This window comes from Micromonospora mirobrigensis (assembly GCF_900091555.1).
In the GTDB taxonomy this organism is placed as follows: domain Bacteria; phylum Actinomycetota; class Actinomycetes; order Mycobacteriales; family Micromonosporaceae; genus Micromonospora; species Micromonospora mirobrigensis.
This window is the reverse complement of sequence record NZ_FMCX01000001.1, coordinates 147,318-165,082: the sequence shown is the minus strand read 5'-3', so window position 1 is coordinate 165,082 and position 17,765 is coordinate 147,318. Positions and strand designations below refer to the sequence as shown.

The 17,765-nt window shown below is 73.9% G+C and carries 16 protein-coding genes; 14 read left to right on the top strand and 2 right to left on the bottom strand.

Features of this window, described 5'->3' with window-relative positions:
• Positions 1 to 195 precede the first annotated feature (195 nt).
• The 11 genes from rsmD (at position 196) to GA0070564_RS00710 (ending at position 10,075) form a co-directional block, all read left to right on the top strand.
• Positions 196 to 759 carry a 16S rRNA (guanine(966)-N(2))-methyltransferase RsmD gene (gene rsmD / locus GA0070564_RS00760; RefSeq protein WP_091601154.1) on the top strand — a complete coding sequence of 188 codons (564 nt, stop codon included), beginning with the start codon at positions 196 to 198 and terminating at the stop codon, positions 757 to 759.
• Entirely contained in the window at positions 756 to 1,244 is a 489-nt protein-coding gene (gene coaD / locus GA0070564_RS00755; protein WP_091601152.1) for a pantetheine-phosphate adenylyltransferase, read from the top strand. The genes rsmD and coaD overlap by 4 nt, the downstream gene beginning before the upstream one ends.
• A gap of 172 nt (positions 1,245 to 1,416) precedes the next feature.
• Positions 1,417 to 1,914: a hypothetical protein gene (locus GA0070564_RS00750; RefSeq protein ID WP_091601150.1), complete on the top strand. Its 498-nt coding sequence runs from the start codon at positions 1,417 to 1,419 to the stop codon at positions 1,912 to 1,914.
• Between the two features lie 76 nt (positions 1,915 to 1,990).
• Positions 1,991 to 2,194 carry a hypothetical protein gene (locus tag GA0070564_RS00745; RefSeq protein ID WP_091601148.1) on the top strand — a complete coding sequence of 68 codons (204 nt, stop codon included), beginning with the start codon at positions 1,991 to 1,993 and terminating at the stop codon, positions 2,192 to 2,194.
• A gap of 202 nt (positions 2,195 to 2,396) precedes the next feature.
• Positions 2,397 to 2,960 (top strand): YceD family protein, encoded by a 564-nt coding sequence (locus tag GA0070564_RS00740; RefSeq protein WP_091601146.1) that lies wholly within the window; start codon positions 2,397 to 2,399, stop codon positions 2,958 to 2,960.
• Between the two features lie 5 nt (positions 2,961 to 2,965).
• A complete protein-coding gene (gene rpmF / locus GA0070564_RS00735; RefSeq protein WP_088646032.1) occupies positions 2,966 to 3,139 on the top strand; it encodes a 50S ribosomal protein L32 in 174 nt (57 codons plus the stop codon).
• A 114-nt stretch (positions 3,140 to 3,253) separates the two neighbouring features.
• The gene (locus GA0070564_RS00730; RefSeq protein ID WP_091601144.1) at positions 3,254 to 4,246 is read left to right on the top strand and encodes a phosphate acyltransferase PlsX; all 993 of its coding nucleotides are present in this window, start codon (positions 3,254 to 3,256) and stop codon (positions 4,244 to 4,246) included.
• Positions 4,243 to 5,073: a ribonuclease III gene (gene rnc, locus GA0070564_RS00725; protein WP_091601142.1), complete on the top strand. Its 831-nt coding sequence runs from the start codon at positions 4,243 to 4,245 to the stop codon at positions 5,071 to 5,073. Before GA0070564_RS00730 ends, rnc begins: the two co-directional genes overlap by 4 nt.
• Complete coding sequence (gene mutM, locus GA0070564_RS00720; protein WP_091601140.1) at positions 5,066 to 5,923, top strand: bifunctional DNA-formamidopyrimidine glycosylase/DNA-(apurinic or apyrimidinic site) lyase; 858 nt, start codon at positions 5,066 to 5,068, stop codon at positions 5,921 to 5,923. Before rnc ends, mutM begins: the two co-directional genes overlap by 8 nt.
• 238 nt (positions 5,924 to 6,161) lie before the next feature.
• Positions 6,162 to 8,369, top strand: coding sequence for an MMPL family transporter (locus tag GA0070564_RS00715; protein ID WP_091601138.1), 2,208 nt, complete (start codon positions 6,162 to 6,164; stop codon positions 8,367 to 8,369).
• Between the two features lie 194 nt (positions 8,370 to 8,563).
• A complete protein-coding gene (locus GA0070564_RS00710; protein ID WP_091601136.1) occupies positions 8,564 to 10,075 on the top strand; it encodes an MFS transporter in 1,512 nt (503 codons plus the stop codon).
• 105 nt (positions 10,076 to 10,180) lie between these two features.
• Here the strand turns inward: GA0070564_RS00710 and GA0070564_RS00705 are convergent, their stop codons facing one another.
• Positions 10,181 to 11,044, bottom strand: a complete 864-nt coding sequence (locus GA0070564_RS00705) for an endo alpha-1,4 polygalactosaminidase (RefSeq protein ID WP_091601134.1) — start codon at positions 11,042 to 11,044, stop codon at positions 10,181 to 10,183.
• Positions 11,045 to 11,165: 121 nt separating this feature from the next.
• The gene (locus tag GA0070564_RS00700; protein WP_091601132.1) at positions 11,166 to 12,515 is read right to left on the bottom strand and encodes a CAP domain-containing protein; all 1,350 of its coding nucleotides are present in this window, start codon (positions 12,513 to 12,515) and stop codon (positions 11,166 to 11,168) included.
• A 372-nt stretch (positions 12,516 to 12,887) separates the two neighbouring features.
• Here GA0070564_RS00700 and GA0070564_RS00695 point away from each other — a divergent pair, with 372 nt between their 5' ends.
• From GA0070564_RS00695 to GA0070564_RS00685, 3 genes are all read left to right on the top strand, one after another.
• Positions 12,888 to 13,082, top strand: a complete 195-nt coding sequence (locus GA0070564_RS00695) for a hypothetical protein (RefSeq protein WP_007456482.1) — start codon at positions 12,888 to 12,890, stop codon at positions 13,080 to 13,082.
• 440 nt (positions 13,083 to 13,522) lie between these two features.
• Positions 13,523 to 17,140, top strand: a complete 3,618-nt coding sequence (gene smc / locus GA0070564_RS00690) for a chromosome segregation protein SMC (RefSeq protein ID WP_091601130.1) — start codon at positions 13,523 to 13,525, stop codon at positions 17,138 to 17,140.
• A complete protein-coding gene (locus GA0070564_RS00685) occupies positions 17,140 to 17,760 on the top strand; it encodes an HAD family hydrolase (protein ID WP_091601128.1) in 621 nt (206 codons plus the stop codon). Before smc ends, GA0070564_RS00685 begins: the two co-directional genes overlap by 1 nt.
• The last annotated feature ends 5 nt before the right edge of the window (positions 17,761 to 17,765 follow it).

Genomic DNA, 17,765 nt, shown 5'->3' with positions numbered 1-17,765 from the left:
CGCTCAGCGGCCACTAAGGATGATGATGCGAATTCGTGATCATTGATAGGCGTTGCGTCACCTGAACCTCCCCTTGGGCATACGCACCGTGTTTGTCGGTTCGGGCCGTACGTCGCGTAGCGTCACGGGTGTGAGTGAGCACCTCGACCGGGCCGGCCGACCGGCCCAGACGGTCCCGGCCGGCGGGAGGGGCGCGTGACCCGGATCGTGGCCGGCACGCACGGCGGCCGCCGGATCGCCGCGCCGCCGGGCGCCGGCACCCGGCCCACCTCCGACCGGGTCCGGGAGGCCTTGTTCAGCGCCGTGCAGACCGAGGTGGACCTGGTGGGCGCCCGCTTCGCCGACCTGTACGCCGGCTCCGGCGCGGTCGGGCTGGAGGCGCTCTCCCGGGGTGCCGAGCACGTCCTGCTGGTGGAGTCCGACGCGCGGGCGGCCCGGGTGATCCGGGAGAACGTGGCGGCCCTGCGGGCCGTGCCGGCCGCCCGGCTGGTCACCGGGAAGGTGGCCACCGTGCTGGCGGCAGGTCCGGGCGGTGAGCCCTACGACGTGGTCTTCGCCGACCCGCCGTACGCGGTCGCCGACGACGAGATCACCGCGGTGCTGACCGCGCTGGTCGAGCGGGAGTGGCTGGCCCCGGACGCCCTCGTGGTGGTGGAGCGGTCCAGTCGTACCGGGCCGGTCGACTGGGTGCAGGGGCTCACTGCCGAGCGCAGCCGCCGCTACGGCGAGACCACCCTTTGGTACGGTCGCCGATCATGAGACGTGCGGTGTGCCCCGGCTCCTTCGACCCGGTCACCAACGGACACCTCGACATCATCGGGCGGGCCAGCCGGCTGTTCGACGAGGTGATCGTGGGCGTGCTGGTCAACCAGTCGAAGAGCGGCCTGTTCACGGTCGAGGAGCGGATCGAGATGCTCCGCGAGGTGACCGCGTCGTACGACAACGTCCGGGTGGAGTCGTTCCGCGGGCTGCTGGTCGACTTCTGCCGGGCCCAGCGTGCCAGCGTGCTGATCAAGGGGCTGCGCGCCGTCAGCGACTTCGACTACGAGTTGCAGATGGCCCAGATGAACATCGGCCTGGCCGGCGTGGAGACCCTCTTCATGCCGACCAACCCGCTCTACTCGTTCCTCTCCTCCAGCCTGGTCAAGGACGTGGCCAAGTGGGGCGGCGACATCTCGGCGCACGTGCCGGACGTGGTCCGGGAGGCGCTCCAGTCCCGCCTCGGCCCGCAGCCGCGCGCCTGATCACGACCACCGTCAGCCGGCCCGACCCGGCCCGCTGCCGACGAGACACGGCGCGCCGGGCCGGCCGCGTGGCTCTCCCGTCGCCCGTGCAGGACATGATTGACGCAAGCGGGAACCCGGCCGCAGCCCGCATCATGTAGGTCGGCCGACGAACGACAGGAGTGAGGTACCGGTGGACCCGCTCGATCGCATCGACGAACTGATCGCCATGGTGGAGCAGGCGCGCTCCGTCCCGATGTCCCGGAACAACTGCATGGTCGACCGGGGCGAGATGATCGCGGCCCTCGACGAGCTGCGCGCCGAGCTCCCCGCCGACCTTCGCCGGGCGGCCGCGCTGCTGGAGGAGCGGGACAAGATCATGGACGCCGGCAAGCGCGAGGCGGACCGGATCATCAGCGAGGGTGAGGCGGAACACGCCCGGCTGGTCTCGGTGAACGAGATCACGGTCTCGGCCGAGCACGAGGGCGCCCGGATCGTGGCCGAGGCCCGGGCCGAGGCGCAGCGCCTCCGCGAGGAGGTGGACGACTACGTCGACACCGCGCTGGCGAACTTCGAGCAGTTCCTCACCCGGGCGCTTGCCTCGATAGAGCGTGGCCGGGACAAGATGCACGCGCTGCGGGAGATCGGCACCTTCGGTGGGGACGAGGCGGAACGCCCGCTGCCGTTCTGATCCGGTCCGCGCCCCGTCCGTGACCCGGGACGCCGGTGCGGTGCGGCAGCGCAGAGACCAACGGAGTGGAGAGAAGATGACCGACCGCCCGTCGACCGCCGAGTCGAACCGCACCCTCGCCCTGCTCTGCGCGTTCACCTCGCTCCTCATCGCGCTGGCCGCCCTCACCCTCGGCGGCGCGGTGGGTTGGGTGGTGCAGGGCCTGCTCGTCGCCTTCCTGGTGGCGTGCGCCGCCCTGGTCGGTGCGAACCTCGCCCGCCGGCGCCCCTCCGGGCGGTGACCGGGGCGGTCGGTCCCGAGCGGCCGGGCGGTCCCCGTCGCGGCGGTGCGTCCCGGTGGGCGCGCTACCCTTGCCGGCGGTACGCGTGTCGCCGGCCACCGCCGGCAGCCGCCCGCCGGGGAGGACCGACGCCCCCGGTTCGACGGTTCGCGTCCCTTCCAGGTAACCTTTTTCGTCGGCCTCTACCGGCCGGAGTCTAACTATGCCCAAGCACTCGCCTTCATCACTCGACCCCAGGGCGCCGCTGGTCCTCGACACGAGGGACCTGCCGCGTCGCCCTGGTGCGTTGCGTACCGTCAAGCGGGTCGTGCCGGCACCGGCGGACCTCGGCGTGGAGATGATCAGCGTGCCGGAGGGCGCGGACCTCGACCTCGACCTGAGGTTGGAGTCGGTGTCCGAGGGCGTGCTCGTCTCCGGGACCGTCAGCGGTCCCGTCAGGGGCGAGTGCGGGCGCTGCCTGCGCGAGATCGACGACTCGTTGACCGTGAACGTCCAGGAGCTGTACGCGTACGAGAACAGCACCACGGACGAGACGACCGACGAGGACGAGGTGGGCCGGATGCAGGACGATCTGATCGACCTGGAACCGGCGCTGCGGGATGCGGTGGTGCTCACACTGCCGACCAACCCGCTCTGCCGGGAGGACTGCCCAGGTTTGTGCCCCGAGTGCGGGGTGCACTGGGACGATCTGCCGGCCGATCACAGCCACCAGCAGATCGACCCGCGTTGGGCGGGCCTGTCGCAATTGAACCGTACAGAGGAGTAGGAACCGTGGCCGTCCCGAAGCGCAAGATGTCGCGCAGCAACACCCGGTCCCGCCGGGCGAACTGGAAGGCGGCCGTGGTGGCGACCGTGGCCTGCCCGCAGTGCAAGTCGCCGAAGCTGCCGCACGCGGCCTGCTCCGTCTGCGGCACGTACAACGGCCGCCAGGTCCTCGAAGTCTGACCTGGACGCCGAGTGACGCCCCCGACCCCGGGTCGGGTGGCGCGCACGACCGGGCGATCCCCCGGTGCCCCGGCTCCCTCCGACGCCGGCCGGCCTGATCCGGCCGGCGTTGCGGTGGAGCCGGGCACCGCGCGGATCGCCGTCGACCTCCTCGGCGGGGACGATGCTCCCGCCGTCGTGGTTGACGGCGCTCTGCGGGCCATCCGCGTCGACCCGCACCTGCACCTGCTGCTCGTCGGCCCCCACGAGGTGGCCGGCGAGCTGATCGACGCCCTCGACCCGGCGCAACGCGCCCGGGTCACCTCCCGTGCGGTGCGGGTCGCGGTCGGCATGGCCGACCATCCCACCGCGGCCCGTGCGCACAGCACCGTCCGGGCCGCCGTCGCGGCGGTCCACGAGGGCGCCGCGGACGGGCTGGTCTCCGCCGGTTCCACCGGCGCCACCGTCACCGCCGCCGCCCTCGGCCTCGGCCGCTGGCCCGGCGTCCGTCGGCCGGCCCTGGCCGCGTCGCTGCCGACCGCCGCCGGCCGGGTGGTCCTGCTCGACGTGGGCGGTTCCCTGGAGCCCCGGGCCGCCACCCTGGCCCGGCACGCGGTGCTCGGCGCCGCCTACGCCACGGTGGCGCACGCCGTCGAGGCGCCCCGGGTGGGGCTGCTCTCGGTGGGCACCGAGGCGGGCAAGGGCGACCGGGTCCGGCGGCTCGCCGACGGCGTCCTCGCCGCCCAGGCGCTGCCCTGCGGCGGGCACTACGTCGGCCTCGTCGAGGGCTACGACGTCACCCTCGGCGCCCGCGCCGACGTGGTGGTCACCGACGGCTTCACCGGCAACGTGCTGCTCAAGGCCATCGAAGGCGCGTACGCGATGGCGGGTGGCGGGCCGGCCGCCGACACCACCCCCCGGGCCGCCGCCCTGCTCGGCGTCGGCGGGACGGTGGTCGTCTGTCACGGCGCCGCCCGGGCCGACGACGTGGCCTCCGGCATCGCCCTCGCCGCCCATCTGCACCGCCGCGGCGCCGTCGAGCGGGTCGCCGCACTGCTGGCCGGTACGCCACCGGCCGACGCCGACCTCCCCGTAGACACCACCGACACCGAGGTGACAGCACCATGAGCAACGACAAGCGCCGCCGCGCCCCCGTCGCGCACCTGGAGACGGCCTTCGGCGTCTCCCTCGACCCGGAGCTGCTGGAGCGCGCCCTGACCCACCGCTCGTACGCGTACGAGAACGGTGGCCTGCCCACCAACGAGCGGCTGGAGTTCCTCGGCGACTCGGTGCTCGGCGTGGTGATCACCACCGCCCTGTTCTCCAACCACCCGGACCTGCCCGAGGGGCAGCTGGCGAAGCTGCGGGCCAGCGTGGTCAACATGCGGGCGCTGGCCGACGTGGCGCGCGGCCTCGGCCCCGACGGGCTCGGCGCGTACCTGCTGCTCGGCAAGGGCGAGGAGGCCACCGGCGGGCGGGACAAGGCCAGCATCCTCGCCGACACCCTGGAGGCGCTGCTCGGCGCGATCTACCTCCAGTACGGCCTGGACACCGCGGCCATCGTGATCCACCGGCTCTTCGACCCGCTGATGGCCGAGTCGGCCGGGCGGGGCGCGGCCCTGGACTGGAAGACCAGCCTCCAGGAGCTGACCGCGGCGCTCGGGCTGGGCGTGCCGGAGTACCGGATCGAGGGCACCGGCCCGGACCACCTGAAGACCTTCACCGCCTGGGTGGTCGTCGCCGGCAACCGGTACGGCGGCGCGGACGGGCGGAGCAAGAAGGAGGCCGAGCAGCGGGCCGCCGAGTCGGCCTGGCGGGTGCTCACCGAGCAGGCGGACGCCGAGGCGGCAGAGACCACCCCCGCCGGGGCCGAGCCGGCGGACGTCCCGCCCGTGCCGGTGTCCGTGCCCGGCGCCGGGGCGACCGTCGACGAGAGCGACGCCGGCCGTGCCTGAGCTGCCCGAGGTGGAGACCGTCCGGCAGGGGCTTCACCGCTGGGTCACCGGCCGCCGGATCTCCTCGGTGGAGGTACGCCATCCCCGCGCCGTACGCCGGCACCTGCCCGGTGACGCGCACTTCGCCGACGTGCTCTCCGGCCGGACGGTGCAGGACGTCCGGCGCCGGGGGAAGTACCTCTGGCTGCCACTGGACAGCGGCGACGCGCTGGTCGGGCACCTCGGCATGTCCGGCCAGCTGCTGCTGCAACCCGCCGACGCGGCCGACGAGCTGCACCTGCGGGTCCGGTTCCGGTTCGCCGACGACGGGCCGGAGCTGCGCTTCGTCGACCAGCGGACGTTCGGCGGGCTGTCGGTCAGCGAGGGTGGCGCGGAGCTGCCCGACGAGATCGCGCACATCGCCCGGGACCCGATGGACCCGGAGTTCTCCGACGCCGGCTTCGTGGCCGGGCTGCGCCGCCGGCGTACCGAGGTGAAGCGGGCGCTGCTGGACCAGACCCTGATCTCCGGGGTGGGCAACATCTACGCCGACGAGGCGCTGTGGCGGGCGAAGCTGCACGGCGCCCGGCCCACCGACGCGCTGACCGCGCCGGCCGCGTCCCGACTGCTCGGGCACGTCCGGGACGTGCTCGGTGAGGCGATCACCTCCGGCGGCACCAGCTTCGACGCGCTCTACGTCAACGTCAACGGGGAGAGCGGCTACTTCGACCGGTCGCTGAACGCGTACGGGCGGGAGGGGGAGCCGTGCCGGCGGTGCGGGGCGCCGATCCGCCGGGAGGCGTTCATGAACCGGTCGTCGTTCAGCTGCCCGCGCTGCCAGCCCCGACCCCGGGGTGCCCTGAGGGGGTGACCCCGAACCGGCTCGGGGTTGCGGCGGTGTGCTGCGTACCCCGGCCGGGGGACACGCCCGTACCCTTCGCCGGTTCCGGCCCGATCCGCCCGGCCCGGCGGCCCGCGTGGCCCCGGCCGGCGCGCTCGCCGGTTCTCCGGGACGAGCGGGGGACGCACCCGGATGTCCGACTCCGCCCGGATCCCTAGCGTCGGCATGGTCGGCACGGTGCCGACCGTGGTGGAGGTGTGACGGGGCGATGGGCAGACGACCGGTGACGGTGCGGTTGGCGCGGTGGAGCGCGGAGCATCCCTGGCGGGCGATCGCGCTCTGGGTGGTGTTCGTGGCGGTGTGCTTCGTCGGCGGGAACGCCGCGGGGCTGAACGAGGCGACCGACGCCGACCAGGCGATCGGCCAGTCGGGCCGGGCGCAGCTGATCGTCGCCGACGGCGACTTCCACGACCCGGCCGTGGAGAACGTCCTGATCACGGCGCGGGGCGGGACGCTGGACCGGGCCGCCGCGCGGGCCGCCGCCGCCGACGCGACGGCCCGGCTGCGCCAGGTCGACGGGGTGGCCTCGGTGGGTACGCCGGTCCCGTCCCGCGACGGTGCCGCGCTGCTGGTGCCGATCACCATGTCGGGCGACCCGGAGACCGCTTCCGACCGGGTCGGCCCGCTGCGGGACGCCACCGCCTCGGTGCAGGCGGCGCACCCGGCGCTGCGGGTCGAGCAGGTCGGCGGTCCGTCGATCGGCAAGGCCCTGGACGACACGCTGGGCAAGGACTTCAAGCGGGCCGAGCTGCTCAGCCTGCCGGTCACCCTGGCCATCCTGATCGTCGCGTTCGGCGCGCTGATCGCCGCCGGCGTGCCGGTGCTGCTGGCGCTGAGCTCGGTGGCCGCCGCGATGGGCCTGTCCACCCTCGCCTCGCACCTGGTGCCGGCGACCGACACCACCTCCAGCGTGATCCTGCTGATCGGGATGGCGGTCGGGGTCGACTACTCGCTGTTCTACGTCCGCCGGGAGCGCGAGGAACGGGCGAAGGGCCGCGCCGGACTGGACGCCGTGGAGATCGCCGCGGAGACCTCCGGGCACGCCGTGGTGGTCTCCGGCATCGCCGTGATGATCTCGATGGCCGGGCTGCTGCTCGCCAACGACGCGATCTTCTCCTCGCTGGCGGTCGGCTCGATCCTGGTGGTGGCGGTCGCGGTGACCGGTTCGCTCACCGTGCTGCCGGGCCTGCTGGCCAAGCTGGGCCGCTGGGTGGACCGGCCCCGGGTGCCGCTGCTGTGGCGGCTCACCGCGCCGCGTACCGGGTCCTCCGGGCCGCGGTTCTGGCCCGCGGTGCTGCGGCCGGCGCTGCGCGCGCCGCTGGCCACCCTGGTCGTCTCGGTCGGGCTGCTGCTCGCGTTGGCCGCGCCCGCGCTGGGCATGAAGCTGAAGTTCCCCGGGATGGAGGACGTGCCGCGGACCACGCCGGCCATGCAGGCGTACGACCGGCTCACCGCCGCCTTCCCCAGCAACGGCACCAGTCACACCGTCGCCGTGCGAGCGCCCGCCGACCAGGCCGACCGGGTGCACGCGGCGCTGACCGGACTGGCCGCCCGGACCGCCGACGACCCGCTCTTCGCGCCGGCCGAGGGGGACGGCCCGAAGATCCGGGTGTCGGCGGATCGGACGGTCTCGGTGCTGGAGGTCGCCACCCCGTACGCCACCCGCAGCGACGAGGCCACCCGGTCGATGCACGAGCTGCGCGACTCCTTCGTGCCCGCCGCGCTGTCCGGGCTGCCCGGCGCCGAGTACGCCGTCGGCGGCGAGGTGGCCGGCAGCGAGGACTACGCCGCGCACATCCGGGAGAAGCTGCCGATCGTGATGGCGTTCGTGCTGGCGCTGACCTTCCTGGTGATGGCGCTGACCTTCCGCTCGGTGGTGGTGGCGCTCACCTCGATCGTGCTCAACCTGCTCTCCGCCGGCGCCGCGTACGGCCTGCTGGTGCTGATCTTCCAGGGGGATTGGGCCGAGGGGCTGCTCGGGTTCACCTCGATGGGAGCGATCGTCTCCTGGCTGCCGCTGTTCCTGTTCGTGGTGCTCTTCGGGCTCTCGATGGACTACCACGTCTTCGTGGTCAGCCGGATCCGGGAGGGGATCCGGGCCGGCATGTCGAACCGCGACGCCGTGGCGTACGGCATCAGCTCGTCGGCGGGCGTGGTGACCAGCGCGGCGATCGTGATGGTCGGGGTCTTCTCGATCTTCGCGACGCTGAGCACGATCGACTTCAAGCAGCTCGGGATCGGCCTGGCCGCGGCGATCCTGCTGGACGCCACGATCATCCGGGCGGTGGTGCTGCCGTCGCTGATGACCCTGCTCGGCGACGCCAACTGGTGGGCGCCGCGGTTCCTGCGGGCGAAGCCGGCGGCCGGGCCGGCCGAACCGCCGGCCCCGACCCCGGAGCTGGTCGGCGCCCGCTGAGTCACGCCGTCCCGGGGGCTCCTGGTCGACCGACGTCGGTCGACCAGGAGCCCCGCAAACCTGTTCGCCGCTGAGAGGTTGCTGAAGGATTAACTTCCGGGCCGGCTGGGCATCTCGCCCGCCATGGACGAAGAGCTGGAGCCGGGGGCACATCGGCGTGCCCCGGCTGCCCCCGTAGCCCCCCGGAGGACGTCATGAGCGCGGACGTGCAGACCGGAACGGTACGCACCAACGTTCCGGCCCGGTTGGACCGGCTGCCCTGGTCCCGATGGCACTGGATGATCGTCATCGGGCTGGGCACGGTGTGGATCCTCGACGGTCTCGAGGTGACCATCGTCGGTAACCTCTCCGGCAGGCTGGCCGAGCCGGGCAGCGGGCTGAGCATCACCCAGAGCCAGGTCACCGGCCTGGCCGCGGCGCTCTACGTGGCCGGCGCGTGTGTCGGCGCGCTCTTCTTCGGCTGGCTGACCGACCGGTTCGGCCGCAAGAAGCTCTTCCTGCTCACCCTGGGCCTCTACCTGGTCGCCACCGCGATGACCGCGCTCTCCTTCGACACCTGGTGGTTCTTCCTGTTCCGGTTCCTGACCGGCATGGGCATCGGCGGCGAGTACGCGGCGATCAACTCGGCGATCGACGAGCTGATCCCGGCCCGGCACCGCGGCCGGATCGACATCATCATCAACGGCACCTTCTGGCTCGGCGCCGCGATGGGCGCGCTGCTGACCGTCCCGCTGCTCAACGGCCTGCCGACCAACCTCGGCTGGCGGGTGGCGTTCGGGCTGGGCGCGGTGCTGGGCGTGGTGATCCTGCTGGTCCGCCGGCACGTCCCGGAGAGCCCACGGTGGCTGTTCATCCACGGTCGGGCCGACGAGGCGAACCGGTTGGTCGACTCGGTCGAGGCCGAGGTCGAGCGGGAGACCGGCAAGGAGCTGTCCGAGGCCGACAGCTACATCGAGATCCGGCAGCGCAAGAGCACCAACTTCCTGGACATCGCGAAGACCCTGTTCCGGCGTTACCCGAAGCGTGCCGTGCTGGGCTTCTCGCTCTTCATCGGTCAGGCGTTCCTCTACAACGCGATCACCTTCGGCTTCGCCCAGATCCTGCAGACCTTCTTCGACGTCCCGCCGGGCAACAGCGGCTACTACTTCGCGGTGATCGCGGTCGGCAACCTGCTCGGCCCGCTGCTGCTGGGCCGGCTCTTCGACACCGTCGGCCGGGTGCCGATGATCGCCGGGTCGTACATCGTCTCCGGGCTGCTGCTGCTCGGCACCGCCTGGCTGTTCCACTCCGGCGTGCTGAGCGCCACCACGATGACCGCCTGCTGGTGTGTGGTGCTCTTCTTCGCCTCGGCCGGCGCGAGCGCGGCGTACCTGACGGTGAGCGAGATCTTCCCGATGGAGACCCGCGCCATGGCGATCGCGTTCTTCTACGCGATCGGCACGGCGGCCGGTGGCATCACCGGCCCGCTGCTCTTCTCCAAGCTGGTCGGCACCGGCAAGGTCGGCGACACCGTGCTCGCCTTCGTGATCGGCGCCATCGTCATGATCATCGGTGGTCTGGTCGAGCTGGCCCTCGGCGTCAAGGCCGAGGGCAAGTCGCTGGAGGACCTGGCCACCCCGCTCAGCGCCGAGCACGCCGGCATCCCCGGCCAGCGCGGCGCGGGCACGGACGCCCCGGCACCGGCCACCGGCGCCACCACCGGCTGACCCCACCTCCCGCTCCACGACGCCGCCCCCGCCGTCCGCGGGGGCGGCGTCGCGCCGTCCGGGCCCGGTCGGCGGGGCCACGGCGGCGGGCAGGGTCGGTGGAGGTCACGGCGGTGGGCAGGGGCGCCGCCAGGCGTCCAACGTCCGGTTCTTCCGGATCGAGGAGAAGCCGTACCCGACGCTGGTGACGCAGAAGACGCCGGTGGCGCCGGTGAACTCGACGTGGAACACCGGCTTGCCGGCGTCGACGAACGGCAGCAGCTTCGCGCACTGGCGCAGCCGTACGCACTCCTGGTTGACGGCGAAGTCGAAGTCGGGCGCGAGCGCCACCACCTGCGCCACGTCGTCGACCAGCCCGGGGGAGAGGCCCAGCGAGCGGGCCAGGTCGGCTGCCCGGCGGTTGAACACCAACTGGTCGTCGAAGCCGAACGGGAAGCCGGGCCGGTGGGCGTACCCGTCGGCGTCGGCGAACGCCACCGCGCCGAAGCCCTTGCCGCGGCAGAGCCGGAAGCGGTCGGCCAGCACCGGGCGCAGCACGTCCCAGCGGCGCACGTCGAGCCAGTGCCCGCCGCTCCGCCGGGTGGCGGCGCCACGCACCGCCGCCGGGAACCGGGTGGCGTCCGGGTCGCTCCCCGCGTACGACCCGACCGGCACCTGGCAGGCCAGCCGCCGCCCCTGACGCCGCAGCGCGGCGGTCTCGGTCGAGGTGACCCGTACCGGGTCGAGCAGGAACACGTCGGCGTCGACGCCTGTGTCGACCGGCCCGCGCAGCTGCCACTGCCACCGCCAGTACCCGCCCGGCGGGCTCGCCCACGGGGTCGGGGCGCCCGGCGGGACCAGTTCGGCGCGGCAGCCGTACAGCGGGGTGAGGAGCGTCAGCACGACGGCCGCCGGGGCGAGCCGGCGGAACGCCGCGGCCGGCAGCGTCGCCACGGCCCGCACGGCGGACGCTGGCAGCCGGATCCGCATCGGCAGCTCCCGGGTCGCGGGGCGACGCCGCGCCGCCCCTGCGGTCCGTCCACCCCACCTCGGTGGGGCGGACGGACCTTCACCCGGTCAAACGAACGCCGCCCGGTGGCGACGCGCCCGGTCAGCGGGGAGTGGCGAAGTCCTGGGTCCAGTACGGCCCGTTGCTGCGCGCCACGCCGACGCCGATCTCGGTGAAGCCGCAGTTGAGGATGTTCGCCCGGTGCCCGGGGCTGTTCATCCACGCGTCCATCACCGCGGCCGGGGTCTGCTGGTTCCAGGCGACGTTCTCGCCGTACGAGCTCCAGCTGTAACCGGCCCGGTCCAGCCGGTCCCCGGCGTCGCTGCCGTCGCTGCCGTCGTGCGACATGTTCTGGTGGTCGGCCTGGTCCTGGCTGTGCCGCTGGGCGGCCAGGTTGAGCTTGCCGTCCACGCTCAGCGCCTTGCAGCCGGCCTTGGCCCGTTCCTGGTTGACCAGGTCGACGACCTGCTGGAGCTCGGCGCTGAGACCGGCCGCGGTCGTGGTCGCGGTGCTGGTGGCGGCGGCGCTGCTCGGCGCGGTGGTGGTGGGGGCGGCGGTGGCCCTGGTGGTGCTGCGGTCCACGTTGCGCCGCGACGGCGCGGTGGTCCGGCTCGGCGCCGGGGTGGTGGCCCGCGCCCGGGTCGGGGACGGGACCGGACGGCTGGTGGTCGGCGCGACGCTCGGCGCGGCCGACGTCGGTGCCGGGGTCGGCGCCGCGGTCGGAGTGTCGGCGAGCCCCGGCAGCGCGGGGGCCGTGGCCACGGTGTCGTCGGCGGCGCTCCGCTCGGCCGGCTGGTCGCCGCCGGGCAACGCCAGCGCGGCGGCGCCCAGGCTGACCACCAGGGTGGCCGCGGCGGCCGCCCCGCCGACCAGCAACGGACGCCGCAGGCGTCGGCCCTGCCGGTGCCGGCCCTCGGCCGCGGTCTCGGCCGCGCCGGCGCGGGCGTCGATCTCCACCGGGGCCGGCCAGCCGTCGGCCGCGGACGCGTCCGGCGTCCGGTGCCCACCCGCGACCGGCGGAAGGAGGTGGGTCTGCGGGTCCGGTCCGGTCGCCCGGGGTCCCGCCTGCCAGCGTCCGGGCTCCTCGGCCTGCTCGGCCGACCAGTGGCCGGGCTGCTCGGCCCGGTCCGTCGGCCACGGCTCGGCCTGCTCGGCCCGCTCGGCCGGCCACCGGTGCTCCTGGCCGGCCTCCCAGGCGCCGGTCGGCTCCGGCTGCCGCCAGAGCTCGGTCCGCTCCGCCTGCCACGGCTCGGGGCGTTGGGCCCGCCACGGCTCGGCCGGCTCCGGCTGCCCGGTGGTTCCCGGCTGTCCGGCCGGCGCCGCCGGCTCGTCCCCGAACAGGTACGCCGATCGCGGCTCGGGTCGGTCGGTCAGCCAGGACGGCTCGTCCGTCGGCGGTTGCGGGCGCCGGGGAGCTCCGTCGCGGTCGATCGGATCGGTCCAGCCGTGCACGCTGTTCCTCCACGGGGTCGGTTTCGCAGGCCGGAGTGACGCTACGGGTGGCCGCTGAACTGCGGCAACGTGGCTAAGAAAGAGTTAAGGCGAATCGAACTCACCGCGTCACCGTTACCGCAATACCGGGCGTACAGTAAAGGCGTCCGGACAGAGCGTGTCCGAGCCTTGCGGCTGCCCCCGGCAAGTGGACTGGTTGGCGTGGAGATGATCTACGGCCTGCGAGAACTTGACGAAGGAGGGGGTGTCAGCTCAATATGTAGGTGTCGCCACTCGCGCCCGGTCATGCCCGCAATTTGCTGGGATGACCCTCGCGAACCAAGTGGGCGCGCGTTGGCCGGCCTTTCCGGCAGCGCATATCAAGGAGTCAGCATGGCGAAGGCCCTCTACGGCCACGTAGGTGCAGCGCCCGACCGGCGTCTGCTCGACGAGGTCACCCGACTGCGTGCCAGGGTTCAGGCACTGGAGTTCGAGATCACCCGTCTGCGTGCCGACAACGATCGGCTGGCGGCGGCAGCGGCGGAGGCCGACGACCTCCTCCGGCTGGCCGAGCCGGCGCTGACCTGATCTTCGGATGTCGGAAAACTGAATCGCACCACCAAGAAAACGCGCGCCGACACTTTTGTGCCGGCGCGCAGCTCTGTTCCCGGAGCAGTTCGGCCGCACCCAATTCCTGATCTTGTCCGCCGCCCGCTGATCACGCTCCGGGCCGGATTCGGTGATCGGGGCGGACGACCTACCTGATGATCCTGCCTACATCCTGGTGATCCGAACGACGAGTACTCCGGCCACCCCTCGGTGCGGCGGCCGGTCCGTCAGGAATGGTCCTTCCCGCGACGATGGGCGGTGCCGGTCCAGGTGGCCGGTTCGGTGGCCCCCACCGCCCCCGGTGGGCGGGACGGGCGGGTCGCGTGCCGAGGCGGTCCCGACCGCGGGTTAGTCTGCGGGTCAACCCAGGTCCGCGGCTCCGGCGACGGTACGGCGGCCACCGGACGAGGATCGAGAAGGTGCATCTCAAGAGCCTGACGGTGAAGGGCTTCAAGTCCTTCGCCTCCGCGACGACGCTGAAGCTGGAGCCGGGGATCACCTGTGTGGTGGGCCCGAACGGCTCCGGCAAGTCCAACGTCGTCGACGCGATCGCCTGGGTGCTCGGCGAGCAGGGGGCCAAGGCGCTGCGCGGCGGCAAGATGGAGGACGTCATCTTCGCCGGCACCGCCGGGCGGGCACCGCTGGGCCGGGCCGAGGTCACCCTCACCATCGACAACACCGACGGCGCGCTGCCGATCGAGTACACCGAGGTCTCCATCACCCGCCGGATGTTCCGCTCCGGCGAGAGCGAGTACGAGATCAACGGCGACACCTGCCGGTTGCTCGACATCCAGGAGCTGCTCAGCGACTCCGGCATCGGCCGGGAGATGCACATCATCGTCGGCCAGGGGCGGCTGGACGGCATGCTGCACGCCAAGCCGGAGGACCGGCGGGCGTTCATCGAGGAGGCGGCCGGCGTCCTCAAGCACCGCAAGCGCAAGGAGAAGGCGCTGCGGAAGCTCGACGCGATGCAGGTGAACCTCAACCGTCTGACGGACCTCACCGCCGAGCTGCGCCGCCAGCTCAAGCCGCTGGGCCGGCAGGCCGAGGTGGCCCGCCGCGCCGCCGCCATCCAGGCCAACCTGCGTGACGCCCGGCTCCGGTTGCTCGCCGACGACCTGCACACGCTGCGCAGCACGCTGGACAAGGAGATCGCCGACGAGACCGCGTTGCGTGAGCGGCGCGAGCAGATCGAGGCGGAGCACGCCGAGGTGCAGGGCCGCCTCGGCGAGCTGGAGGCGGCGCTGGCCGAGGACGCCCCGCTGCTCGCCGCCGCCCAGGACACCTGGTACAAGCTCTCCGCCCTCGCCGAACGGTTCCGCTCCATCGAGCAGCTGGCCCGCGAGCGGCTGCGCCACCTCAGCAGCGGCGCCGACGACGAGCGCCCCGGCCGGGACCCGGAGCAGTTGGAGGCCGAGTCCCGGCGGGTCCGCGAGCAGGAGGAGGAGCTGCGGGCGGCGCTCACCGACGACCAGATCCGGCTGGCCGAGGCGGTGGAGCACCGGCAGGAGCTGGAACGGCAGCTGGCCGCCGCCGAGCGGGAACTGGTCGCCGCCGCGAAGGCGATCGCCGACCGGCGGGAGGGACTGGCCCGGCTGACCGGCCAGGTGAACTCGGCCCGGGCCCGGACCACCAGCGCCGGTGAGGAGATCGACCGGCTGGCCGCCGCGCACACCGACGCGATGGCCCGGGCCGAGCAGGCCCAGGCCGACCTGGACGCGGTCGCCGAGCAGTCCACCGAGGCGGACCGGGACAACGCCGACCTGGACGCCCGGCACGCCGAGGCGGTCGCCGACCACGAGCGGGCGCAGGCCGCCGTCCGGTCGCTGGCCGACGCCGAGCGGGCCGCCGAGAAGGACGCGGCCACCTGGAAGGCACGGGAGGAGGCGCTCGCCCTCGGCCTGCGTCGCAAGGACGGCGCCGGCGCGCTGCTGGCCCGCGCCGACGACGTGCCCGGGCTGCTGGGCAGTCTCGCCGGCCTGCTGACGGTCGCCCCCGGCCACGAGGCGGCGCTCGCCGCGGCGCTCGGCGGGTTGGCCGACGCGGTCGCCGTCACCGGTGTCGACGAGGCCGTCGAGGCGATGCGGCTGCTCAAGATCTCCGATGCCGGCCGCGCCGGCCTGCTGGTGGGCAGCGCGGCCGGTCCCGGCATGGACGGCCCGGCCGACGCGCTGCGCCCGAAACTGCCCGACGGGGCCCGGTGGGCGCCCGACCTGGTGGAGTGCTCGCCCGAGATCCGGCCCGCGGTGCACCGGGCGTTGCGCGACGTGGCGCTCGTCGACGACCTGGCCGCCGCCGCGGAGCTGGCCGCCGCCAACCCCGAGCTGCGCGCGGTCACCCCGGAGGGCGACGTGGTCGGGGCGTACGCGGCGGCCGGCGGGTCGGCCAAGGCGCCCAGCTTCATCGAGGTGCAGGCCGCCGTCGAGGAGGCCCGGGCCAACCGGCTCGCCGCCGAACGCACCGGCGCGGAGCTACGCGAACAGCTCGTCGACGCCCGCGCCGAGGTGGCCGCCGCGAAGGAGGCCGTGCAGCACGCCGCCGCCGCCAAGCGGGAGGCGGAGAGCCACCGCAACGCGGCCGCCCGCCGCCTGGCCGAGCTGGGCGCCGCCGCCCGCTCCGCCAAGGCGGAGACCGACCGGCTCGGCGAGTCCAGGGCCCGCGCCGAGGCCGCCCGGGAACGCGACCTGCTGACCCTGGCCGAGCTGGAGGAGCGGCTGCGGCTGGCCGAGGACACCCCGATCGACGCGGAGCCCTCCACCGAGGAACGCGACCAGCTCGCCGCGATGGTGCCGCAGGCCCGGCAGAACGAGATGGAGGTCCGGCTCGCGGTGCGTACCGCCGAGGAGCGGGTCTCCTCGATCGCCGGCCGGGCCGACTCGCTGGCCCGGCAGGCAGGCGCCGAACGCGCGGCCCGGGAGCGCGCCGCGGCCCGGCGGGCGGCCCGGGCCCGCGGCGCCGGCATCGCCCGGGCCGTGGCCGGCGGCGCCCGGCAGGCGCTGACCCGGCTGGCCGTCTCCATCGCCCGCGCCGAGGAGCACCGCGACGCCGTGGCGCGCGAGCGGGCCGCGCGGGAGGCCGAGCTGTCGGAGGTACGCGGCGCGGCGAAGCGGCTCGGCGCCGAGCTGGACCGGCTCACCAGCCAGGTGCACCGCGACGAGGTGGCCCGCGCCGAGCAGCGGATGCGGATCGAGCAGTTGGAGGCGAAGGCCGCCGAGGACTTCGGCCTGGACGTGGAGTCGTTGGTCGCCGAGTACGGCCCGCAGCAGCCCGTCCCGCCCACCCAGGCCGACCTGGTGCTGGCCGAGAAGGAGGGCCGGCCGGCGCCCGAGCCGGTCCGCTACGAGCGGCCGGTGCAGGAGAAGCGGGCCGCCAAGGCGGAACGGGAACTGGCCCTGCTCGGCAAGGTCAACCCGCTGGCGCTGGAGGAGTTCGCCGCGCTGGAGGAGCGCTACAAGTTCCTCTCCGAGCAGCTGGAGGACCTCAAGGCCACCCGCCGGGACCTGCTCACCGTGGTCAAGGACGTCGACGAGCGGATCCTGGACGTCTTCGCCAGCGCGTTCGCCGACACCGCGCGGGAGTTCGAGCAGGTCTTCACGGTGCTCTTCCCCGGCGGCGAGGGGCGGTTGATCCTCACCGACCCCGAGGACCTGCTCACCACCGGCGTCGAGGTGGAGGCCCGGCCGCCGGGCAAGAAGATCAAGCGGCTGTCCCTGCTCTCCGGCGGCGAACGCTCGCTGACCGCGGTGGCGATGCTGGTGGCGATCTTCCGGGCCCGGCCCAGCCCGTTCTACATCATGGACGAGGTCGAGGCGGCCCTCGACGACGTCAACCTGGGCAGGTTGATCACGTTGCTGGCACAGTTGCGGGAGAAGAGCCAGCTGATCGTCATCACCCACCAGAAGCGGACCATGGAGATCGCCGACGCGCTCTACGGCGTGACCATGCGCAGCGGCGTGACCCAGGTGATCAGCCAACGGCTCAACCGGGCCGACAACGACGACGACCAGCGGCAGCGCCGCGGCGAGGAGAACGAGTAGTGGCACGGGAACGCGCGACGGCGCTCCTGGTGGACTTCGACGGCGTGCTGCGCCGCTGGGACCCGGCGGTCGCCGCCGGCGTCGAGCGGGAGTACGGGCTCTCCGAGGGGGTCCTCGGCGAGATCGCCATGCAGTGGGGGCGGCTCCAGCCGGTGCTGACCGGCCGGGTCAGCCACGCCGAGTGGGTGGCCAGCGTCGCCGACGCGCTCGCCGAGTCGGTGGGCAGCCCGGAGCGGGCCCGCGCGGCGATCGAGCAGTGGCAGCGCTACCGGGGTGAGATCGACCCCGACGTGCTGGCGCTGGTCCGCGAGGTGCGGGCGGCGGGCGTACGGGTGGGGCTGGGCACCAACGCCACCGACCTGCTCGACGCCGACCTGGCCGCGCTCGGGCTGGTCGGGGAGCTGGACGTGGTGGTCAACTCCTCGGTGATCGGGGTGCACAAGCCGGCCCCGGAGTACTTCCAGGCGGCCTGCGCGGCGTTGGAGACCCCGCCGGCGCGGGTGCTCTGCGTCGACGACCAGGACTGGGTGATCCGGGGCGCCCGGGCGGCCGGGCTGTCGGCGTACCGGTGGAGCGGGCCGGAGGGGCTGCGCTACGTGCGGGCGGCGCTGGCGTACTGACCGGC